This is a genomic window from Amycolatopsis thermophila (genome assembly GCF_030814215.1).
Taxonomy (GTDB): Bacteria; Actinomycetota; Actinomycetes; order Mycobacteriales; family Pseudonocardiaceae; genus Amycolatopsis_E; species Amycolatopsis_E thermophila.
In genome coordinates this window covers 2455661-2476520 of sequence record NZ_JAUSUT010000001.1, presented here as the reverse complement: position 1 = coordinate 2476520, position 20860 = coordinate 2455661, and the positions used below count along the sequence as shown (strand labels likewise).

The following is a 20860-nucleotide window of genomic DNA, read 5'->3' as shown; positions in this document are numbered from 1 at the left end:
CCTCCTCAGTGAGTCGCTGCCCGTCCACCATGCCCGGTGATGGCGGCCTCGCGCGCACCGCGTGCCTTGATGTCCTCGAGCGCGGCCTTGTCGGCGGCGGGGACGCGGGTGCGGGCCCCGAGTTCGACGATGGGCGGCAGCACCGAGCGGATGGCCTTGAGCAGGCCGACCCACTTGGGGACGTGGATGACGCGGGCCCGCTTGAGGACGCCCTCCTCGATCTGGTCGAGGGCCACGTCGAGCGGGTAGGTCTTGCCGAGGAGGCCCGGCATGCCGGCGCGGAGCTTGCCGAACACCGGGTGGGCGTCGGCGCTCTCGACCAGGTCCGTGCGGATCCAGGTGGGGTGGGCGACGCCGACCTTGACGCCCAGGTGGGCCACCTCGGCGCGCAGGCTGTTGCAGAACGCCTCGACGCCCGCCTTGGCCGCGGCGTAGTTGGCCATGCCGGGGGCGTGGGTGATCGCGGCGAGGGAGGAGATGGCCAGCAGGTAGCCCTTGCGCTCGATGACGTGGGGCAGCGTGACGCGGAAGGTGCGCCACACGCCGAGCAGGTCGACCTCGATGACCTTTTCGAACGCGGCGGGGTCGACGGACCGGACGAAACCGGTCGTGGCGATGCCCGCGTTCGCTATGACGATGTCAATGCCACCGAAGTGCTCGACGACGCCCGCCGTGGCTTTTTCGAGGGCGTCCCAGTCGGTGACGTCGGCTTCCCAGGCCCGCGCGGAGTCACCGATGCGCTCGGCGACCTTCCGCTGCTCGTCGGCTTCCAGCCCGACGAGGGCAACCTTGGCACCACGGGCCGCGAGCCGCTCGGCGAGCCCGGCGCCAATGCCGCGCGCAGCCCCGGTGATGAGCACGACCTTGCCTTTTACGTTGGCCATGGAGGGACCCTACCTCAACCTACCGGGAGTAAGCTACTCTTCAGTAGGGGTGAATTCGCGGGGTGTGGGGGCTTGAGAGTGGGGCGAGGGCTGGGGTTCGTTGGGGGTGCCAGTGGGCTTTCGTGGGAGTGCGAGTGGGCGCACCGTTCGTCGCTCGAACGGGCCCGTTCGTGGTCGCGCCAGCGGGCACCTCGTGAATGCACGATCGTTGCGCCGGCGGACACCTCGCGCTCGCACGAACGAGCCCTAGGCGGTGGCGCCAACGAACACCTCGCGCTCGCATGAACGGACCCTTCACGGTCGCGCGAGCGGGCACCTCGTGAACGCACGATCGTCGCGCCGGCGGACACCTCGCGCTCGCACGAACGAGCCCTAGGCGGTGGCGCCAACGAACACCTCGCGCTCGCCCGAACGGGCCCTTCACGGTCGCGCGGGCGGGCACCTCGTGAACGCACGATCGTTGCGCCGGCGGGCACTGTTGCGCCAACGGACACCTCGTACTCGCATGAACGGGCGCTCCGTGGTTGCGGCGGAGGGCACCTCGCGGGGGTCGAATGGCCTCCTGGTAGTCGCGCGAGTGGAACTTTCGCGGTGGCACGAACGAGCCCTGTGTGTGGGCGCGAACGGGCACCTCGTGAGCACCCGAGTGGAACTCTGACGGTGCCGCGAACGGACACCTGCTGGGGCGCGAGCGGGCACCTCATGAGCACGCGATTGGACCTGTCGCGCCGGGTCGAGCGGGCATCTCGTGAGCACCTGACTGGACGTGTCCAGTCACGAACGGGCCCTTCGTGACCACGCGAAAGGATCACCCACCCCGGAATGCGAATGGCGCAACCGCCCCGGCACGCGAATGGACCAACGGCACAAGCGACAACCAACGCCGCCCCGGCGGAGCCGACGAAATCCCATACCGGGAGCCGCGCCCCCGATGAGAACCGTCGCCCCTACCGAGAAGCATCGCCCCTATCACGAAGCATCACCCCACCGAGCAGCCTCGACCCCACCGGGAAGCCTCGCCCCACGAGAAGCACGCCCCCCGACAAACCCGCCCTACCGGGAAGCCTCGCCCCTAACTGGAAGCACGCCCTACGGGGAAGCCTCGCCCCCACCACGAAGCATCGCCCTACCGACAAGCACGCCCCAACCGACGACCCCCTACCGGGAAGCGTCATCCAGGGCGGAGAGTTCCTCGGCGGTCAGGTGCAGCTCCACGGAGGCCAGCAGGTCCGCCAACTGCTCCACGTTCCGGGCACTCGCGATGGGTGCGGCGACCGTCGGCTGGGCGGCGAGCCATGCGAGCGCCACCGAGGCGGGTGAGACCCCGTGCGCGGCGGCAATGTCGTCCAGCGCCGAAAGCACCCGCTCGCCCCGGTGGTCCAGGTACGCGACCGCCCCCTCGGCGCGTGGGCTGCCCCCACGGGCCTCGCGCGAGCGGTACTTCCCCGTCAGGAAACCCCGCGCCAATGCGTAGTACGGCAGGGTCGACAACCCCTCCTTGGCGACGAGCGGGGCCAGCTCCTGCTCGTACCCGCGCTCCACGAGGTTGTAGTGCGGCTGCACCGCCACGTACCGGGCAAACCCCTCGCGGTCCGAAATGGACAGAGCCTCGGCCAGCCGCTCGGCGCTGTAGTTCGACGCCCCCAGGTACCGCACCTTCCCGGCCCGCACCAACGAGTCGAACGCCTCCAGCGTCTCCTCCAGCGGCACGTCCGCCACGTCCCGATGGGCGTAGTACAGATCGATGTGGTCCGTCCGCAGCCGGCGCAGCGAGTCCTCCGCCGCCTCGCGGATGTTCTTCGCGCTCACCCCCGGCCGCTTGGCCCAGCTGCCCACCTTCGTGGCGATCACCACGTCCTCGCGACGACCACGCCGGGCCAGCCAGTTCCCGATGATCGTCTCCGACTCGCCGCCCGAGTTGCCCGGAATGCGCGCCATGTACACGTCCGCGGTGTCGATGAAGTTCCCGCCGGCGGCCGCGTACGCATCGAGCACGGCGAAGGACTCCTGCTCGTCGGCGGTCCAGCCGAACACGTTGCCGCCGAGGTTGAGCGGGTACACCTCGAGCTCGCTGTTGCCGATTTTCGCCATGAGCCCAACGTAGAGGAATGCCGCGCACCCCCGCCGGAGTTGGGACGGACATGGCTATCGAACTCGGAAAGATCGGCATCTGGCGAGGCCACCACCAGCTGGACGGGGACCTGGCGCGCGAAGTCGAACGTCTCGGCTACGGCGCCATCTGGATCGGCGGGTCCCCGGACGGGCGACTCGACATCGTCGACGAGCTGCTGGACGCGACCAGCACCATCAAGGTGGCCACCGGGATCGTCAACATGTGGAAGGACGACGCGGCCACCGTCGGCGCCTCCTGGCACCGCATCGAGGGCAAGCACCCGGGCCGCTTCCTGCTCGGCGTCGGCATCGGCCACCCGGAGGCGACCCAGGAGTACCAGAAGCCCTACGACAAGATCGTCGACTACCTCGACGGCCTGGACGAAGCGGGCGTACCGGTCGAGGCGCGGGCGCTGGCCGCGCTGGGCCCGAAGGTGCTGAAGCTCTCCGCCGAGCGCACCGCGGGCGCCCACCCGTACCTGACGACCCCCGACCACACCCGGGAGGCGCGCAAGGTCCTCGGTGAGGGCGTGCTGCTGGCCCCCGAGCAGAAGGTCGTGCTGGAGACCGACCCGGAGAGGGCCCGTGCCATCGCCCGCCCGACCATCCAGCGCCCCTACCTCGGCCTGGTGAACTACCGCAACAACCTGCTCCGCCACGGCTGGACCGAGGCCGACCTGGACAACGGCGGCAGCGACGCGCTGATCGACGCCCTCGCCCTGCACGGCGACATCGACTCGATCGCGCGCGGCATCACCGCCCACCTCGACGCCGGCGCGGACCACGTCTGCATCCAGGTCCTCGGCGACGACCCGCTGCCCGGCTACCGCGCCGTCAGCGAGGCCCTGCTGTCCTGACTACCGAGCCGCTCCGCCCCGGTCCCGGCCGGGGCGGGGCGTCGTTGGTCACTTGATCGTTCCCGACCTGGGCCGCCGAGAGCCGGGCCACTGTCCTCCCACCGCCGACCTCGTACGATTCGGGCAAGGAAGGCGAACCACAGCTAGGAGGACCCACGATGCCCATCGCCACCCCCGAGGTCTACGCGGAGATGCTGGACCGGGCCAAGGCGGGCGAGTTCGCGTACCCGGCGATCAACGTGACCTCGTCGGAGACCCTCAACGCCGCCCTGCGCGGGTTCGCCGACGCGGAGAGCGACGGGATCATCCAGATCTCGACCGGTGGCGCCGAGTTCGCCTCCGGCACCCGGGTCAAGGACATGGTGACCGGCGCGACCGCGCTCGCCGAGTTCGCGCACGTCGTCGCCGAGAAGTACCCGGTCAACATCGCCCTGCACACCGACCACTGCCCGAAGGACAAGCTGGACGGCTTCGTCCGCCCGCTGATCGCGCTGTCCCAGGAGCGGGTCAACAACGGCCAGAACCCGCTGTTCCAGTCGCACATGTGGGACGGCTCGGCGATCGACCTGGACGAGAACCTGGAGATCGCCGCCGAACTGCTCGCCAAAGCGGCCGCCGCGAAGATCATCCTCGAGGTCGAGATCGGCGTCGTCGGTGGTGAGGAGGACGGCGTCTCGAACGAGATCAACGAGAAGCTGTACACCGCCGAGGGCGACTTCGTGAAGACGGTCGACGCGCTGGGCACCGGCGAGAAGGGCCGCTACCTCCTCGCCGCGACCTTCGGCAACGTGCACGGCGCCTACAAGCCGGGTGCCGTGAAGCTGCGCCCGGACGTGCTCAAGCGCGGCCAGCAGGTCGCCGCCGAGAAGCTGGGCCTGGCCGAGGGCAGCAAGCCGTTCGAGCTGGTCTTCCACGGCGGCTCGGGCTCGCTGCTCGAGGAGATCCACGAGGCGGTGTCCTACGGCGTGGTGAAGATGAACATCGACACCGACACCCAGTACGCCTTCTCCCGTCCGATCGCCGACCACTTCTTCAAGAACTACGACGGCGTCCTGAAGATCGACGGCGAGGTCGGCAACAAGAAGACCTACGACCCGCGCAGCTACCTCAAGCAGGCCGAGCAGTCGATGGCCAAGCGCGTCGTCGAGGCGGCCGAGCACCTCAAGTCGGCTGGCACCAAGATCAGCTGACCGCGACCTCGCGGTGGGTCCTCACGCGCGTGAGGACCCACCAGAGGACGGGCAGTCCGGCGAGCACCACGAGCGCCGGCCAGTAGGCGAACGGCGGCGCGGATTCGGTGTGCGCGTCGCCCAGCAACCACGGCCGCAGCTGCGACTGCAGCCACAGCGCGCCGTACCCGAACGCGGTCACCAGCAGCCCGCCGGTCAGCGGTGTGAGCACGCGGTGCGACCGTCCGACCCGGAACGCCAGGTCCACCGCGAGCCCCACCGCGAGCAGGTAGAACGGGATCGCCGAGGCGGGGAACGTGCCCACCACCAGCAACGGCCAGATGATCGCGCGGTAGGCCACGTACGCGCCGGCCACCGCCGTCGCCGCCCAGGCCCGGCCGATCGTGTGCCGCGCCAGCGCCAGGACCAGCGCCGACACCCCGACGCCCCACAGCGGGTAGACCCAGTCCGCGATCGGCATCGCGAAGTGCAGCACCGCGACCCGGTCGACCGGGTGCCCGATCTGCTCGGCCGCGAAGTTCAGCAGCGACGGTTCCGCCTCCGGCGCGCCGCGCTCCCACGCCCGCAGGCTGATGATGCCGTACTCCTGCTGGCCGTTCGGGAAGAACGTGTTCTCCAGGAAGAACACCCACAGCCCGGTCAGCACCAGGGTGCGGACCCGGCCGGGCGGCGCGGACTTCGTCCAGCCGTCGATGACCCCGGCCAGCATCACGCCGGTGCCGACGTAGAGCAGCATGTGCGTGGGGCTCCACGCGGTCAGGTCGAGGCCGCTGATGCGGTGGTTGATGACGTCCAGCGGCGCGGCGATCAGGAACATCGCCAGCCCGGCCTGCATGAGCCGCAGCGACCGCTTGTCGCAGCCGAGGCCGGTGTAGCTGTGGATCGCGACGAGGACGATGACGATCCCGGTGCCGACCGTGTTGATCAGGTGCGGCGGGGCGAAGTCGTCGCGGATGAACTTGAAGTGCCACGACATGTCCCACGACGAGCCGAGCACCTTGAAGGTGAACGCGACCAGCCACATGCCGTAGGCGAACCGCAGCACCCATTCCGGTGCCGGCCGCCCCGGCACGCCCCGCTCCCAGTGCGTGGCGAAGAACAGCTTGGTCTTGCCGATGGGCCCGCGCGGCACGGCGAACCCCTCGGCGGCCCCCTCGATCGCCTTCGTCATGCGAACATCATCCACTGCCGGCCCCGGCCACGGAGCGAGATGTCCGAAAACCAGGGTTCACCCGACCGGCGTGACCTCCTTGCGCCGGCCGCGGCCGCCGGGCATCGTGTCCGCCCGTGATGCCCAAACGTCTCGTCGCCGCGGTCCTGGTCGCCGCCCTCGTGCTCCTCGGCAGCGGGGTCCTCGCGAGCCTGTTCGCGTAGTCCGCCGATACTGGGAACCATGACGAACCTGCTGGAACCCGACGCCACCCGCCTGCCCGAGCGCGTGGACGCGCAGGCCGCGATGGACGCCGGCACCGACCCGGCCGACGTGGCCGCCGAGCACCCCGACTTCAGCGAGGCCTGGGCCGCCCTGGCCGAGCGGGCGCTGGAGGCGAACGAGTTCGTCCCGGCCTACGCCTTCGCCCGCACCGGCTACCACCGCGGCCTGGATCAGCTCCGCCGCGCCGGGTGGAAGGGCTTCGGCCCGGTGCCCTGGGACCACCGCCCGAACCAGGGCTTCCTGCGCGCCCTGGCCGCCCTCGCGAAGGCCGCCCAGCGCATCGGGGAGACCGAGGAGTACGAGCGGTGCCGGAAGTTCATCACCGACTCCGACCCGGCCGCCGCGGCCGCGACCGGCCTCCAGTAGATCCGCACCATCGTGACCCTCCCGTCGCCCGCCGCCACCCGCGACGGTGGCGCTGCGCGCCGCTGATCGACCTTCAACAGTTGCTCGGTGCCTGCTCGCCCGCGAACCGGCCCTCCAGCCACGCGAAGGCGGCCGGGTAACCGGCGACGGCGCCACCGACGTGGGTCGGCACCGCCAGGGTGTCGAACTGCACGGTGGCGCCCTCGCCACACCAGTTCCGCACCATCGCGCGGCCCTGTTCGTAGGGCACGATGTCGTCGAGCGCGCTGTGCACGACGTACACCGGCACCGCCGGCTCGAGCGTCCCGATCCGCTGCTCCTCGACCACCGACGCGTACGGCTCCTCGGCCAGGTAGGCGCTGATCGGCCTGCCGTCCACGGTCAGGTCCGCGGTGCGCGTGAAGGCGTGACCGACGACCGCTTCGACGGTGCACTCGTTCTCGACCCGCGCTTCGAGCGCCTTTCCCCGGTCGTTGAGGACGTCGGTGATGTGCAGTTCGGGGTAGGCGTAGTTCACGCTCGCCACCGCGAACATCAGGAACCCGACCGCGTAGGCGCCGTCCAGGCTCTTGCCGACCGCGGCCAGGTCGGCCGGGACCGCGCCGGCGTAGGCGCCCTTGAGGTCCAGCTCCGGCGCATAGGCCGGCTGCAACTCGGCCGCCGCGGCGGACGCGCCACCGCCCTGCGAGTAGCCGGCGATGGCCACGGGGCCGTCGGACGGCAGGCCGGGCAGCTGCTGCGCGGCGCGGATCGCGTCCAGCACGGCGTGCCCTTCGGCCTTGCGGTTGACGTAGGTGTGCACGCCCGGGGTGCCCAGGCCCTCGTAGTCGGTGACGACGACGGCGTAACCGCGCGCGAGCAGGCCGGCGATGAACGGGCCCTCGTACTCCTGACCGGCGGCCAGGGCCTTCGACGGCGCACACTGGTCGCCCAGGCCCTGCGTGCCGGGGGCGTAGCTGACGATCGGGCGCTCGCCCGCGCCGGGCCACGGCGTCGTCGGGGTCAGGACGGTTCCGGTGACCGCGACGGGATCACCGTGCGTGTCCGTGCTGCGGTACATGATCCGCTCAACGTGAGCGGGGGCCGGGAGCAGCTTCGCCGGGTCGAGGAAGAACTGGCTCGGCTCGTGACGGATGATGGCGCCGTTGTCACCTGGCAGGGTGGCAGGCGGAGCGTAGAAGTCGGCAGAGGAGGTGGTTGCGCCGGCGGGCACGGCCGTCATCGACAGGGCGATGACCGCCGCCGTCAGGATCGCCGCGGGCCGGCGATGCGAAAGGCGCATGAACGCTCCCCGGTGAGCTATTTTCCGACAGGTTTGTCGGAAAAAGAGTGGTGGTGAGGTGGCAGGCATGTCAATGCCCCGAAAGCGTGGGCCGGGCAGGCCCCGGAAGCTCCCGGTGGCCGAGCAGCGGACGCTCGTGCTCGCCGCGGCCGGCCACGTGTTCGCCACGAACGGCCTGCAGGGCGCCACGATCGAACAGATCGCCCGCGAGGCGGGGCTGACCCGGCAGGCTGTCTACGAGCTGTACGGCGACAAGAACGCGCTGTTCGCGGCCGTGATCGAGCAGGCGGAGGAGCAGGCCTACGCGGCCATCGCCGCGGTCGGCGCGAGCGACGCCGAACTGGACCTGAAGAGCTGGGCGCGCAAGAACTACGCGAACCTGTTCGACTTCGTCGCCGGTCACCCGGACGCGCTGCCGCTGTTCCAGGAGGCCGAGCGTTCCGGCAACCACGCGTTGTCCCGGCTCCGGAAGCGGCTCGCCCGGGTCTACACCGAGGCGAGCGGCCAGCGGTGGGCCGCGTTCGGCGTCGAACCGGGGCGCGCCGACACCGCGCTGGTCACCATGTACTTCGCGATGGTCGAGTCACTGGTCCGGCTCAACTGGAACGGGGACGCGCCGGACCGCGACGCGCTCATCGACCTGCTCACGGAGTTCACGATCGGTGGCGTGCTGCGCCTGTACAGCCAGGCGCCGGAGGTCATCGCGCGCGTCCGGTAGGCGTCCACGATCCGGGAACCCGGCCCGTGGCGGCCGGAATTCCGTAGCGTCGAAGGCATGGTGGCGTCGCAACTCGCGATCGTGGGGGCGGGGCCGCGTGGGGTCGGCGTGCTGGAACGATTGTCGGCCAACGCGGCCGAACTGCTGGGGCCCGCGGGGCTGGTGGTCCACCTGATCGACCCGTTCCCGCCGGGCGCCGGGCGGATCTGGCGCTACGAGCAGTCACCGTTGCTGCGGATGAACTCGATGGCCGAGGACGTCACGATGTTCACCGACGACAGCGTGACGACGGACGGCCCGGTGCGGCCGGGGCCGTCGCTGTGGGAGTGGGCGCGCGACGTGCGATCCGGGCGGATCGACTACGACGTGCCGGAGGATCTGTGGGGTGAGCTGACCGCGTTGCGCGGCACGTCGTTCCCGACGCGGCGGCTGGCGAGCGCGTACCTGGACTGGGTGTACCGGCACGTGCTGTCGGAGTTGCCGCCGGGGATTTCGGTGGTGGAGCACCGCACGCGGGCGACGCGGATCGACGAGACGCGCGTGTGGCTGGCGGGGGTGGACGAACCGCTGGACGTGGACGCGGTGGTGCTGACCGTCGGTCACCTCGATGCCGAACCGGGTTCGGACGAGCGGGAGCTGGCCGAGTTCGCGGCCGCCCGGGGGCTCGCCTACTACCCGGCCGGCTACACCGCCGACGTCGACTACCAGCACGTCGCACCCGGTGAGCCGGTGCTGGTGCGCGGGTTCGGGCTGGCGTTCGTCGACCTGATGCTGTTGCTGACGGAGGGTCGCGGCGGGCGGTTCGAGGAGCGCGAGGGCGGGCTGGTCTACCACCCGAGCGGGGCGGAACCGGTGCTGCACATCGGTTCCCGGCGCGGCGTGCCCTACCACGCGAAGCCCGGGTACCGGTTGCGCGGTGCGCCGCTGCGGTTGCCGCGGTTCTTCGACCGGGCGCGGGTGGACGAGCTGCTGGCGCGGGACCGCCGGCTCGATTTCCGCGCCGACGTGTGGCCGCACGTGGCGAAGGAGCTCGCGTGGGGGTACTACAGCGAGCTGTTCACCGGGCACCCGTCGCGGGTGCGCATGGCTTTCGACGATTTCGCGGCGTGCTTCGCCTCGTTCGAGTGGGATAGCGCGGAGATGCGGGCGCTGGTGGCGCGGGCGGTCCCGGCGGAGGAGGACCGGCTCGACCTGGAGCGCCTCGACCGGCCGCTCGCGGGCCTGCGGTTCGAGACGGCGGAGGAGTTCGGGAAGTACCTGCGGTCCTATGTGGAAGCGGACCTGGCGCGGCGCGCGGACGCTTCGTGGAGCGCGGATCTCGGGGCGTTCATGGCGTTGTTGTCGGTGTACCAGCAGATGCCTGCGCTGATGGCGTCCGGCGCGCTGGATGCGTCCGATGTGGATGGTTGGTGGCACGGGTTCTTCTCGTACTACGCGAGCGGCCCCCCGCCGCGGCGGTTGCACGAGTTGCTGGCGTTGCACCAGGCCGGGGTGGTGTCGTTCCTGGGGGCCGACGTGCGGATTTCGTTGACAGCGGACGGTTTCGCGGCTTACTCGGGGAGCTTCCCGGGCTCGGTGACGGCCCGGACGCTGATCGAGGCGCGCCTGCCCGCGCCGAGCGTCTCGCGGGCTTCGGACGGGTTGCTGGCGCAGTTGCGTCATGCGGGCGAGCTGGCCGAGGAATACGTGCGGGACCTGCCCTCGGGCCGGATCTCGACGCGCGTCTCGGACGGGCGGCTGCTCGACGCCGACGGGCGGCCGCAGTCCCGGCGCTTCGCGCTGGGCCCGCACACGAGCGCCCGCTCGGCGGCCGCCTTCACCCGCCCCGGCACCAACGGCCCCTCCTTCCGCCAAAACGACGCCGCGGCGCGGGAAATCCTGCGGTTGGTGGGCTGAGTTTTGCGCCGGTGGCGGTCGGTTGGGGGCCGGCGGTGGGTGGTGGGTTGGCGGGCGGTTGGAGTCGGCGGTGGGTGGCGGGTTGGTGGCTGGCGGCGTTCGACAGGCGCGCGGGCGGCGGCCGGCGTTCCACGGGCGGCGGCCGGCGTTCGACAGGCGCGCGGGCGGCGGCCGCGGTCAGCGGGCGGCGGCCGGCGTTGCGTTCCACGGGCGGCCCGCCGGCGGCACGGCTGTTACCCGATGCGAGGCGCGGAGCGGGCGGGGGGCTGGCGGACGCGAGGCGGCGAGGACGAGGCGGGCGTGCCGGACGCGCGAGGCCGCCGACCGGGTACCGACAGTCGGCGGCCTGCCCGCCGGCCCGGGGTGTGTCAACGTCCCGGTTGCGACCGAGCCAGCGCTAACCAGCATCCACCACGCCACAGACGGGCCACGGCCGGGACGCTGCGTGCCGGGGCCGGTAGGGCCGCGGGCCACCGGACCGCGACCCGCCGCGGCCCGACCGTCACCGAGAGGCTCCATCTGCGTCGAATGCGGCAGGCCGCCGACCTGGTACCAGCAATCGGCGGCCTGCCCGCCGGCCCGGGGTGTGTCAACGTCCCGGTTGCGAACCGAGCCAGCGCCAACCAGCATCCACCACGCCACAGACGGCCCACGGCCGGGACGCTGCCTGCCGGGGCCGGTAGAACCGTGGGCCACCGGACCGCGACCCGCCGCGGCCCCGGCGGTCACGAGCGGTTCCATCTGCGTGGAATGCAGCCTGCGGGGCCGCAGCGGCACCCGGCCCCACCGCGGGCAGGCACGCCGTGCCGGCCGATCAGCAACGTCCCCGGCACGGCAAGCCACCGACCAGGGCCGCACAGCGGTACCCCGGAGCACACTGCTACCGGCCCGAACTCGGCCTAGCCGACCTCCACCCGGCCCGGGATCGCGGACAGCAGGTCCTTTGTGTACGCCTCCCGGGGCCGCTGCAACACCTCGTCCACCGGCCCCTTCTCCACCACCGAACCGGCTCGCATGACGGCAACCTGGTCGGCCACCTGCCGCACCACGGCGAGGTCGTGGGAGATGAACAGGTAGGTCAAACCCAGCTCGTCCTGCAGGCGTACCAGCAGATCCAGGATCTGGGCCTGCACCGACACATCCAACGCCGACACCGGCTCGTCCAGCACCACCAGGTCCGGGCGCAGCGCCAAGGCCCTCGCGATCGCCACGCGTTGACGTTGCCCGCCGGACAACTCCGCCGGCTTGCGCCTCGACATCGACGCCGGCAACGCCACCTGGTCCAGCAACGACACCGCATCACCCGGAGCGCGGAAGGCCCGCAGCGGCTCGGACACGATCTGGCCCACCGTCAGCTTCGGGTTCAGCGACGCGTACGGGTTCTGATACACCAGCTGCATCCGGCGCCGCAGCGTGCGCAGCTCCGCACCGCGCACCCCGGTCACGTCGACGCCGTCGAACACCACCGACCCCGCGGACGGGTCCGTCAGCCGCAGCACCATCCGCGCCGTCGTCGACTTGCCGGAACCGGATTCGCCGACCAGCGCCAGCGTCTGGCCGCGGGGGATTTCGAACGACACGTCGTCCACGGCCCGCACGCCACCGAAGTCCTTGCGCAGGCCCGAAACCGCCACCAACGCCGGCCCCGGCGGCCGGCGCGACCGCAACGGCTCGGTCGACAGGCTCGGCGCCGCCGCCAGCAACCGTCGCGTGTAGTCCTGCGACGGCGCCGCCAGCAGTTCCGCGCTCGGCGCCCGCTCCACCAGCCGCCCCTCCGACATCACCGCGATCTCGTCCGCTCGGTCCGCTGCCACTCCCAGGTCGTGGGTGATCAACAGCAGCGCCAGGTTCTCCTCGGCCACCAGCTCCGCAAGGTGATCCAGGATCCGCCGCTGCACCGTCACGTCCAGCGCGCTGGTCGGCTCGTCCGCGATGATCAACCGCGGCTTCCCGGCCAGCGCCGCCGCGATCAGTGCCCGCTGCCGCAACCCGCCGGACAGCTCGTGCGGGTACTGCCGCGCCCGCAACTCCGGCCGCGCGATCCCCGCCCGCGCCAGCAACTCCACGGCCTCCGCACCCGCGCTCCGCCGTGTCGCCAGCCCGTGGACCACCAGCGCCTCCCCGACCTGCTCACCGATCCGCTTCACCGGGTTCAACGACACCGTCGGGTCCTGCGGGATCAGCGCGATCTCCCGGCCGCGAACGGTCCGCCACGCCTTCTCGGACAACGCCGTCAGCTCGCGGCCGTCGAACGTGATCGACCCCGCCTCGATCCGCCCACCGCGCGGCAGCAACCCGATCACCGCGTGCGCTGTCGTCGATTTCCCCGAACCGGATTCGCCGACAACAGCGAGTGTCTGTCCACTTCGGATCGCCAGGTCGACCGACCGCACCGCGGGCACCGGCCCGGACCGCGTCCGGTACGACACCGCGAGATCCCGGATCACCAGCAGGTCAGCCATCCCGTTCTCCGTCCAGAGCTTTCGACAACCGGTTCGCCGACAGCACCACCGCGGCGATCACCAGACCGGGCAATGTCGTCATCCACCACGCGCTCGCCAGGTACGCGCGGCCCGCGGACACCAGCGACCCCCACTCCGGCGACGGCGGCGTCGCGCCGTAGCCGAGGAAGCTGAGCGCCGAGATCTCCAGCACCGCCGTGCCGAACGTCAGCACCGCCAGCACCACCACCGGCCCGGACGCGTTGGGCAGGATGTGCCGCGCCAGCACGCCGAACCACCGAACGCCGCTCGCCCGCGCCGCCTCGACGTACACCCCGCTGCGCACGCGGATCACCTCCGCGCGCATCAGCCGCGCGAAGTTCGCCACGTTCGCCACCCCGACCGCGACCGCGACCTTGGTGGTACCGAACCCGAGCGCGGTGACCAGCGCCAGCGACAGCAGGATCGGCGGGATCGCAAGCAGCACGTCCATCACGCGCATGAGCAGCGAGTCGAGCCGGCCGCCCCGCGCCCCGGCGATCAGGCCGAGCACCGAACCCACGACCAGCGCGATCAGCACCGCCAGCACCGTCGCCCGCAACGACAACCCGGCTCCGTGCACGACACGCGCGAACACGTCCCGGCCGGTCTCGTCGGTGCCGAACAGGTGCGCCGCCGACGGCGCCCGCAGCTTCTCCCGTGGCACACCGGCCAGCGGGTCGTACCGCGTGAACGCCGACGGAACCAGCGCCCACGCGACGACCAGCGCGAGCAGCAACACGGACAGCACCAGCCCGGGCCGCCGCAGCGCGGAACCCGCGCGGGCGCGCACGGCGAGGACGTCAGACACGGGCGGCCTCCCGGCGGACGCGCGGATCGAGCAACGGGTAGAGCAGGTCGACGACCAGGTTGATCGCCACGAAGAAGAACGCGGCGAGCACGATCACCGCCTGCACCACGGGGATGTCCTGCCCGGTGACCGCGGCGGTGGTGACCCGGCCGACGCCGTCGCGGGAGAACACCGTCTCCGTCACCACCGACCCGGCCAGCAGCTGACCCGTCACGACGCCGAGCATGGTCAGCGCCGGGATGGCCGCGTTGCGCAGCGCGTGTCCGAAGTGGACCCGGACACGGCCGGCGCCGCGGGCCCGGACGATCTCCACGTACGGCTCGGCGAGCTGCGTGCGCAGGCTCTTGGCCAGCACCTGCCCGATGATCGCGCCGGCAGGCAGGGCGAGGGTGATCGCGGGCAGGATCAGCGACTGGACGCCCTGGTTGCCCAGCGCCGGCAGCACCCGCAGCTGGAACGAGAAGATCTGGATCAGCACCAGGCCCACCCAGAACACCGGCAGCGAAATGCCCAGCGCCGGTAGCGAGAGCAGCAGGTTGCCCAGCCACCGGTGCCGCGTGTACGTCCCGGCCAGCGCGGCGCCGCCGCCCAGCAGGACCGCCAGCACCAGCCCGAGACCGGCCACCGCGAGCGTCGGCGGCAGCGCGGTCAGCACCATGTGGGTGGCGCTGTCGCCCGTCGTGATGGACCGGCCGAAGTCCCCGTGCAGCGCGGCGAGCAAGCGCTTTCCGTACTGCACCGGCCACGGGTCGTCGAGACCGTACTCGGCCTGCGCACGCGCCACCTGCTCGGCGGTGAGCGCGGTACCGGCGTCCGCGCCGCCGAGCTTGGCGAGCACGGCGTCGCCCGGCAGCAGGTAGAGGATCACGAACGACACCGTGAACGCCGCCCACAGGCACGATCACCGCCTGCCCGGCGCGGTGCAGCAGGTAGCGCCTCATGAGCGGGACACCCAGGTGTCGAACAGCTGCAGCCGCGACGAGGCCTCGAAGTTGATCGCGTGCGCGTTCGGCCCGACCGCCACGACCTGGGTCAGCTCGAACACCGGGATCGCGTAGGCGTGTTCGACGATGAGCCGCTGGGCCTCCTCCGCGGGCTGCTTGCGCGCCACCGGATCGACCGTCGCCGCCTGCGCGTCCAGCGCGACGTCGAGGGGGTTGCCCGGCTGCAGCAGGCTGCGGTTGCCGGCCTTGGTGGAGAAGTTGTTGCGCAGGATGTCCGGATCGGCGCGGGTGACGTTGTACCAGAGGAAGTCGTAGTCGTGGGACTGCTGGATCTGCAGGGTTTCCGCGCTGGTGTGCGGTTCGAGTACCAGGTCGAAGCCGATCTTGCGCAGCTGCTGCTGGACCAGCTCCAGCACGCTCTGGCTCTGGTTGAACACCGGCGCGTACACGACCTTCGCGGTCAGTCGCTGCCCGTCGCGCACCCGGATCCCGTCCGGGCCGGCGACCCATCCGTCGGACTCCAGCAGCTGCGCCGCACCGGCCGGGTCGTGGGCCAGCTGCGCGGACAGGTCGGCGTGCAGCGGGGTGGTCGAGGCCAGGATGCTCGTGGCGGGCTTGTAGTTGGGCGACAGGACGGTGTCGACCACCTCCTGCCGGTTCACGCCCTTCGTGACCGCCTGGCGCACCTTCTCGTCGGCCAGGACACCCCGCGAAGTGTTGGCGTGCAGGTTGAACACCAGCCCCGGGTTCGGGCGGGTCTGCTCGCCGAACCCGCCGCCCTGGAACTGCGCCTCGTCGACCGGCTGCACCTCGGTGGTCGCGCTGAGCTGACCGGACAACAGGCTGCCGGTGCGCACGCCCGGCTCGGGCACGATCTTGTAGTCGATCTCGTCGAGGTAGGCCTCGCCGCGGTGCTGCCACAGCGACGACCCCCAGTCGTAGCCGCGGCGCTTGGCGACGACGATGTCGGCGTTCTGCTTGAAGCTCGCGAAGACGAACGGGCCGGAGCCGATCAACCCGTCGCCCTGGCAGCGCTGGTCCGGCGTCTTCGCGAACGCCGCGGGAGCCAGGATGCCCAGCGACATCGTCGAGCTGGCCTGCAGGAACTGCGCGCTGGGCACGGCGAAGTCGAGCCGCACGGTCTGCGGGTCGACCACGGTCGCGCCGGTGTAGGAGGCCAGGTAACCCAGGCCCAGCAGCGATTTCGCGCCCAGCGCCTTGACCCCGTCGAAGCTGGTCTTCACGGCGGCCGCGTCGACGGGCGTGCCGTCGGAGAACGTGGCCCCGGAGCGCAGGTGGAAGGTGAAGCTGGTCGAGTCGGCGTTGCTCTCCCAGCGGTCGGCCAGCCACGGCTTGATCTCGCCGGTGGCCGGGTCCTGGTCGGTGAGGGAGTCGACGAGCTGGCGGCCCACGTTGAGGCTCGCGTTCGTCCCGGTCTGCTGCGGGTCGAGGCAGTCCGGGTTCGACCCGACGGCGATCGTCAGCGTGCCGCCGGGCTGCGGCGGCCCCACGTCCGCCGCCGTCGAGCCGGCGGAGCATCCGGCCACGAGCACGGCGGCGGCAGCGGCGAGAGGAAGGGTTTTCGCGGGGAGGCTGGGAGACACGTGATCAACGCTAGGCACATTCCCGGCGTTCGGACCGTGCTTCCCAGCCCCTGGGCGAAACCACGAAACCCTTGACTCAGCAGCGATCCAGCATCTCGGTCAGCGCCGCCTTCTCCGCGCTGTCGATGGAGAGCTGCCACTCGTACTTCACGTCGATCCACATCTTCGCGTAGGTGCACCAGTAGCTCTGCAGCGGCGGCTTCCACTCGTCCGGCGCCTTGTCGCCCTTGGCCTGGTTGACGTTGTCGGTGACGGCGATCAACTGCGGGTCGGTCAGGTCGTTGGCGAACGCCTCGCGCTTGGCGGTGGTCCAGGCCGACGCGCCGGTCCGCCACGCCGCGGCGAGCGGGACGACGTGGTCGATGTCGAGGTCGGAAGCGGCGGTCCAGGTGGCGCCGTCGTAGGGGCTCGTCCAGGTGCCGGAGGTCGCCGCGCAGCTGGAGTCGGTGACGACGTTCGTGCCGTCGCGCTTGAGCACGACCTCGCGGGTGTTGCAGCTGCCGCCCTGGTCGTCCCAGTGGGGGAACTTGTCGCGCGAGTAGCCGGTGGAGCTGCCGTCGGCCTTGACGGTCAGCGCCGCCAGCTCGGTGCGGGCGGTGGACTCGGACGGGATGTTCGGCGGTTCGGCGGCCGCGGTGCCGGCCGCGATGCCGGTGGTGAGCAGGGCGGACAGGCCGACGACGATCAGCGGGTTTCGGGCGATGCGCATGGGGCCGCCTCCGGGTGATCGGTGAGGACCCTCCGAAGGTCGGCCATGAAGATGGCCAAAGCAACACCTGTGGGTGATTTACCGACGACGGTAGGTTAACCGTTCGTGATCGCGAGCAGGTCCTCCGTGTGCCGGTACCAGGTCCAGCGCGTCACGGGCCGCGGGTGGGGCACGCCGTTCTGCACGACATCCACCGGGTGACACCCGAGCTGGCAGGCCCGGCCGGACACCTCCACGGCCCGCCGGAACAGCCCGCGGACCACTCGCACCGCCACCCCTTCGGCGGCGGGCCGGACCACGAACGAGCGTGCCGAGCCACGCAACGCGACCGTGTCGTCACAGTAGGCCTCGCCCGTCACCGGACCGAGTGCCGCTTCCCCGATCAGGACCCCACCGCTGTCGTCGCGCACCAGCGTCCGTGGCCGCGGCTCGCCGTCGCGGGCGAGCGCCAGCGCCTCCCCCGGGTCCGCGGGCAGGCCCCACAGCCGCGCCGCCGGCGAGGCCGGGTCGGCCGGCACGTAACCGACCGGGATGTCCCCCAACCGGTTCTTCCGCATGATCCGCACCACGACCGCGGCCAGGTCCGCGTCCGTGCCGACAACGATCAACGGCTCCCCGGAAGGGCCCTCGAGCAGGGGATCCACGTCGTTCCGGCCGGGCCGGGCGGGCACTTCCCGCACCTCCGGCTCGTTGCGAACAAGTGACGAACCAGACCCGCAAGCCAGCACCGTTCCCCGCGCCACCGGGTCCTCCGTTACGCTCATGCACCGGCATTTGCCTGCGCTGAATTTCCTGTTGCCGAATACCTGGAGTGTCACATGCCGGCCATCGTGCTCATCGGTGCCCAGTGGGGCGACGAAGGCAAGGGCAAGGCCACCGACCTGCTCGGCGACCGTGTCCAGTGGGTCGTCCGCTACCAGGGCGGAAACAACGCCGGTCACACGGTCGTGCTGCCGAACGGCGAGAACTTCGCCCTGCACCTCATCCCGTCCGGGATCCTCACGCCGGGCGTGACCAACGTGATCGGCAACGGCGTGGTCGTCGACCCCGGCGTGCTGCTCGACGAGCTGGACGGTCTGGAGAAGCGCGGCGTCGACACCGGCCGCCTGCTGCTCTCCGCCGACGCGCACCTGATCATGCCCTACCACGTGGCGATCGATAAGGTCACCGAGCGTTACCTCGGCAGCCGCAAGATCGGCACCACCGGCCGCGGCATCGGCCCGTGCTACCAGGACAAGATCGCCCGCGTCGGCGTGCGCGTGCAGGACCTGCTCGACGAGAAGATCTTCCGGCAGAAGGTCGAGGCGGCCCTGGAGTTCAAGAACCAGGTGCTGGTCAAGGTCTACAACCGCAAGGCGCTGGACGCCGACCAGGTGGCCGACGAGGTGCTGGCCGCGGGCGAGAAGTTCGCGCACCGCATCGCCGACACCCGCCTGCAGCTGAACAAGGCCCTGGAGAAGGGCGAGACGGTCCTGCTCGAGGGCTCGCAGGGCACGCTGCTCGACGTCGACCACGGCACCTACCCGTTCGTGACGTCGTCGAACCCGACCGCGGGCGGCGCGAGCGCCGGGTCCGGCATCGGGCCGGGCCGCATCACCACGGTGCTGGGCATCCTCAAGGCCTACACCACGCGCGTCGGGTCGGGGCCGTTCCCGACCGAGCTGAACGACGCGATGGGCGAGCACCTGCGCAAGGCCGGCGGCGAGTTCGGCGTCACCACCGGCCGCTCCCGGCGCACCGGCTGGTTCGACGCGGTGATCGCCCGGTACGCGGCGCGGGTCAACGGGATCACCGACTACTTCCTCACGAAGCTGGACGTGCTGTCCGGGCTGGAGCGCGTGCCGATCTGCGTCGGGTACGAGGTGGACGGCTTCCGCACCGAGGACATGCCGATGACGCAGACCGACGTGCACCACGCCGTGCCGATCTACGAGGAGATGCCCGGCTGGTGGGAGGACATCTCGCACTGCCGCACGTTCGAGGAGCTGCCGGCGAACGCCCGGGCCTACGTGGAGCGGCTCGAGGAGCTGTCGCAGGCCCGGATCTCCGCGATCGGCGTCGGCCCGGGCCGCGAGCAGACCATCGTGCGGCACGAGTTCCTGTAGGGCGCGTCTGACAACGCCTTGGTCCAGGTGGCCACGGCGTGGACGACCGCGGAATGGTGGACGATGGCGAGTTGGTCGTAGCGAGTGGCCAGGCCGCGCCAGTGTTCGAGCAGGTTGAAGCGGCGTTCGACGACGTTGCGGCCGCGGTGGTCCGCCGAGCCGAATGCCGGTGGCCCGCCGCCGCGGGAGCCGCGGCGCTTGCGGTGCCCGATCTGGCCGGCAGGTTCAGCGATCACCGCGGTGATGCGACGCGCGCAATGCCTGCGGATCGCCCTCGAGTAGTAGGCCTCATCGCCACGGACGCGGTCGGGCCGGGTGCGGGAACATCGGCGCGTCGCCGGCCTGCCCGGGACCGACCAGATCCACCAGCGGCCGGCCGCTTCCGTCGACAAGGTGGTGCACTTCGGTGCCCAGCCGCCGCGGGAGCGACCGATCGCATGGTCAGGCGGCTCGGTCGGCGTGCCGGACGGCCCGGGCGGTTCCCACGACGTGGGACGGGGAATCCGCCCGCTCCGGCCGCCGTTGCCGGTGATCATGAGCATCGGAGTGGCGCTGGCCACGGCGGACGAGACCAACTACGTCGACGCGATCGTCGCCGAGGCGAAACAGGTGGCGGCCGACGGGGTGCGGTCGGTGTGGTTCGGGCAGCGGTTCGACTACGACGCGGCGGCGCTGGCCACGGTGGTCGGCCGTGAGGTGCCCGACCTGACGGTCGGCACGTCGGCGATCCCGATCTTCGGACGGCACCCGCTGCTGATCTCCAGCCAGGCGCAGACCGCGCAGGCCGCCACGCACGGCCGGTTCCAGCTCGGCCTCGCGCTCGGCGCGAAGGACCTGCTCGAAGGCAGCTTCGGCCTGACCTACGAGCGGCCGATCGCCCGGCTGCGCGAGTTCCTGACCGTGCTGCGGGAGCTGTTCTCCACCGGCACCGCCGACTTCCACGGCGAGGTCCTCACCGCCGCACCACCCCGGCCGACCACCGTGGCGGGCGCGCAGCCGCCGGTCCCGCTGCTCGTCGCCGCGATGGGCCCGCAGGCGCTGCGGGCCACCGGCGAACTGGCCGACGGGACGTTGCCGTTCCTGGCCGGGCCGAAGGTGCTCGACACCGAGATCGTCCCGGCCATCACCGCGGCCGCGGACGCCCCACCGCGGGTGATCGCGTTCGTCGCCGGCGTGGTCACGTCCGACGTCGAGCGGGTGCGCGCGAACGCCGTCGAGCAGCTGGCGTTCTACGAGCGCATCCCCTCCTACCAGCGCGTCATCGGACTGGAGGGCGCGTCGCGGGCCGGAGAGCTGGCGGTGATCGGCGACGAGGAGACCGTGGCGGCCGCCGTGCGCCGCTACTTCGACGCCGGGGCCACCGAGGTGGTGTTCACCCAGACCGACCTGGGCAGCGCCGACGACCAGCGCCGCACCTGGAAGCTGCTGGGCGAGCTCAGCTCGGGAGCGCACGCCGGGCGGTGACCA

The 20860-nt window shown here is 71.5% G+C and carries 17 protein-coding genes and 1 pseudogene; 7 read left to right on the top strand and 11 right to left on the bottom strand.

Features of this window, described 5'->3' with window-relative positions:
• Positions 1–5: 5 nt before the first annotated feature.
• On the bottom strand, positions 6–884 hold the full coding sequence (locus FB470_RS12260) for an SDR family oxidoreductase (RefSeq protein WP_306991192.1): 879 nt from the start codon (positions 882–884) through the stop codon (positions 6–8).
• A gap of 1158 nt (positions 885–2042) precedes the next feature.
• Positions 2043–2975, bottom strand: a complete 933-nt coding sequence (locus FB470_RS12255; protein ID WP_306991191.1) for an aldo/keto reductase — start codon at positions 2973–2975, stop codon at positions 2043–2045.
• Positions 2976–3025: 50 nt separating this feature from the next.
• Between FB470_RS12255 and FB470_RS12250 the strand changes: the two genes are divergently transcribed.
• Entirely contained in the window at positions 3026–3853 is an 828-nt protein-coding gene (locus FB470_RS12250; protein ID WP_306991190.1) for an LLM class F420-dependent oxidoreductase, read from the top strand.
• A 158-nt stretch (positions 3854–4011) separates the two neighbouring features.
• Positions 4012–5043: a class II fructose-bisphosphate aldolase gene (gene fbaA, locus FB470_RS12245; protein ID WP_306991188.1), complete on the top strand. Its 1032-nt coding sequence runs from the start codon at positions 4012–4014 to the stop codon at positions 5041–5043.
• On the opposite strand, the gene FB470_RS12240 is transcribed toward fbaA, so the two are convergent.
• Positions 5036–6214, bottom strand: a complete 1179-nt coding sequence (locus tag FB470_RS12240; protein WP_306991186.1) for a hypothetical protein — start codon at positions 6212–6214, stop codon at positions 5036–5038. The genes fbaA and FB470_RS12240 overlap by 8 nt on opposite strands.
• Positions 6215–6436: 222 nt before the next feature.
• Here FB470_RS12240 and FB470_RS12235 point away from each other — a divergent pair, with 222 nt between their 5' ends.
• On the top strand, positions 6437–6844 hold the full coding sequence (locus tag FB470_RS12235; protein ID WP_306991184.1) for a DUF3151 domain-containing protein: 408 nt from the start codon (positions 6437–6439) through the stop codon (positions 6842–6844).
• 73 nt (positions 6845–6917) lie between these two features.
• On the opposite strand, the gene FB470_RS12230 is transcribed toward FB470_RS12235, so the two are convergent.
• Positions 6918–8126, bottom strand: coding sequence for a lipase family protein (locus FB470_RS12230; RefSeq protein WP_306991182.1), 1209 nt, complete (start codon positions 8124–8126; stop codon positions 6918–6920).
• A 67-nt stretch (positions 8127–8193) separates the two neighbouring features.
• Between FB470_RS12230 and FB470_RS12225 the strand changes: the two genes are divergently transcribed.
• The gene (locus tag FB470_RS12225) at positions 8194–8844 is read left to right on the top strand and encodes a TetR/AcrR family transcriptional regulator (RefSeq protein ID WP_306991180.1); all 651 of its coding nucleotides are present in this window, start codon (positions 8194–8196) and stop codon (positions 8842–8844) included.
• A 57-nt stretch (positions 8845–8901) separates the two neighbouring features.
• On the top strand, positions 8902–10740 hold the full coding sequence (locus tag FB470_RS12220) for an FAD/NAD(P)-binding protein (protein ID WP_306991178.1): 1839 nt from the start codon (positions 8902–8904) through the stop codon (positions 10738–10740).
• An 899-nt stretch (positions 10741–11639) separates the two neighbouring features.
• Here the strand turns inward: FB470_RS12220 and FB470_RS12215 are convergent.
• The 6 genes and pseudogenes from FB470_RS12215 to FB470_RS12190 all read right to left on the bottom strand — a co-directional run bounded on the left by FB470_RS12215 (position 11640) and on the right by FB470_RS12190 (position 17968).
• Positions 11640–13202: a dipeptide ABC transporter ATP-binding protein gene (locus tag FB470_RS12215; protein ID WP_306991176.1), complete on the bottom strand. Its 1563-nt coding sequence runs from the start codon at positions 13200–13202 to the stop codon at positions 11640–11642.
• Positions 13195–14031, bottom strand: coding sequence for an ABC transporter permease (locus tag FB470_RS12210; RefSeq protein WP_306991174.1), 837 nt, complete (start codon positions 14029–14031; stop codon positions 13195–13197). Before FB470_RS12210 ends, FB470_RS12215 begins: the two co-directional genes overlap by 8 nt.
• Positions 14024–14972, bottom strand: a pseudogene (locus FB470_RS12205) (ABC transporter permease). Before FB470_RS12205 ends, FB470_RS12210 begins: the two are co-directional and overlap by 8 nt.
• Complete coding sequence (locus FB470_RS12200) at positions 14969–16579, bottom strand: ABC transporter substrate-binding protein (RefSeq protein WP_306991172.1); 1611 nt, start codon at positions 16577–16579, stop codon at positions 14969–14971. The pseudogene FB470_RS12205 and the gene FB470_RS12200 overlap by 4 nt, the downstream one beginning before the upstream one ends.
• 76 nt (positions 16580–16655) lie before the next feature.
• Positions 16656–17288: an HNH endonuclease family protein gene (locus tag FB470_RS12195; RefSeq protein WP_306991171.1), complete on the bottom strand. Its 633-nt coding sequence runs from the start codon at positions 17286–17288 to the stop codon at positions 16656–16658.
• Positions 17289–17383: 95 nt separating this feature from the next.
• Positions 17384–17968 (bottom strand): hypothetical protein, encoded by a 585-nt coding sequence (locus FB470_RS12190; RefSeq protein ID WP_306991169.1) that lies wholly within the window; start codon positions 17966–17968, stop codon positions 17384–17386.
• 138 nt (positions 17969–18106) lie between these two features.
• Here FB470_RS12190 and FB470_RS12185 point away from each other — a divergent pair, with 138 nt between their 5' ends.
• Positions 18107–19393 (top strand): adenylosuccinate synthase, encoded by a 1287-nt coding sequence (locus tag FB470_RS12185; protein ID WP_306991167.1) that lies wholly within the window; start codon positions 18107–18109, stop codon positions 19391–19393.
• On the opposite strand, the gene FB470_RS12180 is transcribed toward FB470_RS12185, so the two are convergent.
• A complete protein-coding gene (locus FB470_RS12180) occupies positions 19294–19929 on the bottom strand; it encodes a transposase (protein ID WP_306991165.1) in 636 nt (211 codons plus the stop codon). The two genes, FB470_RS12185 and FB470_RS12180, sit on opposite strands and share 100 nt — an antisense overlap.
• On the opposite strand from FB470_RS12180, the gene FB470_RS12175 reads away from it, so the two are divergent.
• Positions 19928–20857, top strand: a complete 930-nt coding sequence (locus tag FB470_RS12175; RefSeq protein ID WP_306991163.1) for a TIGR03564 family F420-dependent LLM class oxidoreductase — start codon at positions 19928–19930, stop codon at positions 20855–20857. The genes FB470_RS12180 and FB470_RS12175 overlap by 2 nt on opposite strands.
• Positions 20858–20860: the final 3 nt, after the last annotated feature.

Bases quoted from the DNA above. Each gene is read 5' to 3' on its own strand.
- FB470_RS12195 (WP_306991171.1), bottom strand. From the start codon at position 17,288: ATGCGCATCGCCCGAAACCCGCTGATCGTCGTCGGCCTGTCCGCCCTG.
- FB470_RS12175 (WP_306991163.1), top strand. From the start codon at position 19,928: ATGAGCATCGGAGTGGCGCTGGCCACGGCGGACGAGACCAACTACGTC.
- FB470_RS12215 (WP_306991176.1), bottom strand. From the start codon at position 13,202: ATGGCTGACCTGCTGGTGATCCGGGATCTCGCGGTGTCGTACCGGACG.
- FB470_RS12235 (WP_306991184.1), top strand. From the start codon at position 6,437: ATGACGAACCTGCTGGAACCCGACGCCACCCGCCTGCCCGAGCGCGTG.
- FB470_RS12180 (WP_306991165.1), bottom strand. From the start codon at position 19,929: ATGATCACCGGCAACGGCGGCCGGAGCGGGCGGATTCCCCGTCCCACG.
- FB470_RS12240 (WP_306991186.1), bottom strand. From the start codon at position 6,214: ATGACGAAGGCGATCGAGGGGGCCGCCGAGGGGTTCGCCGTGCCGCGC.
- FB470_RS12185 (WP_306991167.1), top strand. From the start codon at position 18,107: ATGCCGGCCATCGTGCTCATCGGTGCCCAGTGGGGCGACGAAGGCAAG.
- FB470_RS12220 (WP_306991178.1), top strand. From the start codon at position 8,902: ATGGTGGCGTCGCAACTCGCGATCGTGGGGGCGGGGCCGCGTGGGGTC.
- FB470_RS12230 (WP_306991182.1), bottom strand. From the start codon at position 8,126: ATGCGCCTTTCGCATCGCCGGCCCGCGGCGATCCTGACGGCGGCGGTC.
- FB470_RS12255 (WP_306991191.1), bottom strand. From the start codon at position 2,975: ATGGCGAAAATCGGCAACAGCGAGCTCGAGGTGTACCCGCTCAACCTC.
- FB470_RS12225 (WP_306991180.1), top strand. From the start codon at position 8,194: ATGTCAATGCCCCGAAAGCGTGGGCCGGGCAGGCCCCGGAAGCTCCCG.
- FB470_RS12260 (WP_306991192.1), bottom strand. From the start codon at position 884: ATGGCCAACGTAAAAGGCAAGGTCGTGCTCATCACCGGGGCTGCGCGC.
- FB470_RS12250 (WP_306991190.1), top strand. From the start codon at position 3,026: ATGGCTATCGAACTCGGAAAGATCGGCATCTGGCGAGGCCACCACCAG.
- fbaA (WP_306991188.1), top strand. From the start codon at position 4,012: ATGCCCATCGCCACCCCCGAGGTCTACGCGGAGATGCTGGACCGGGCC.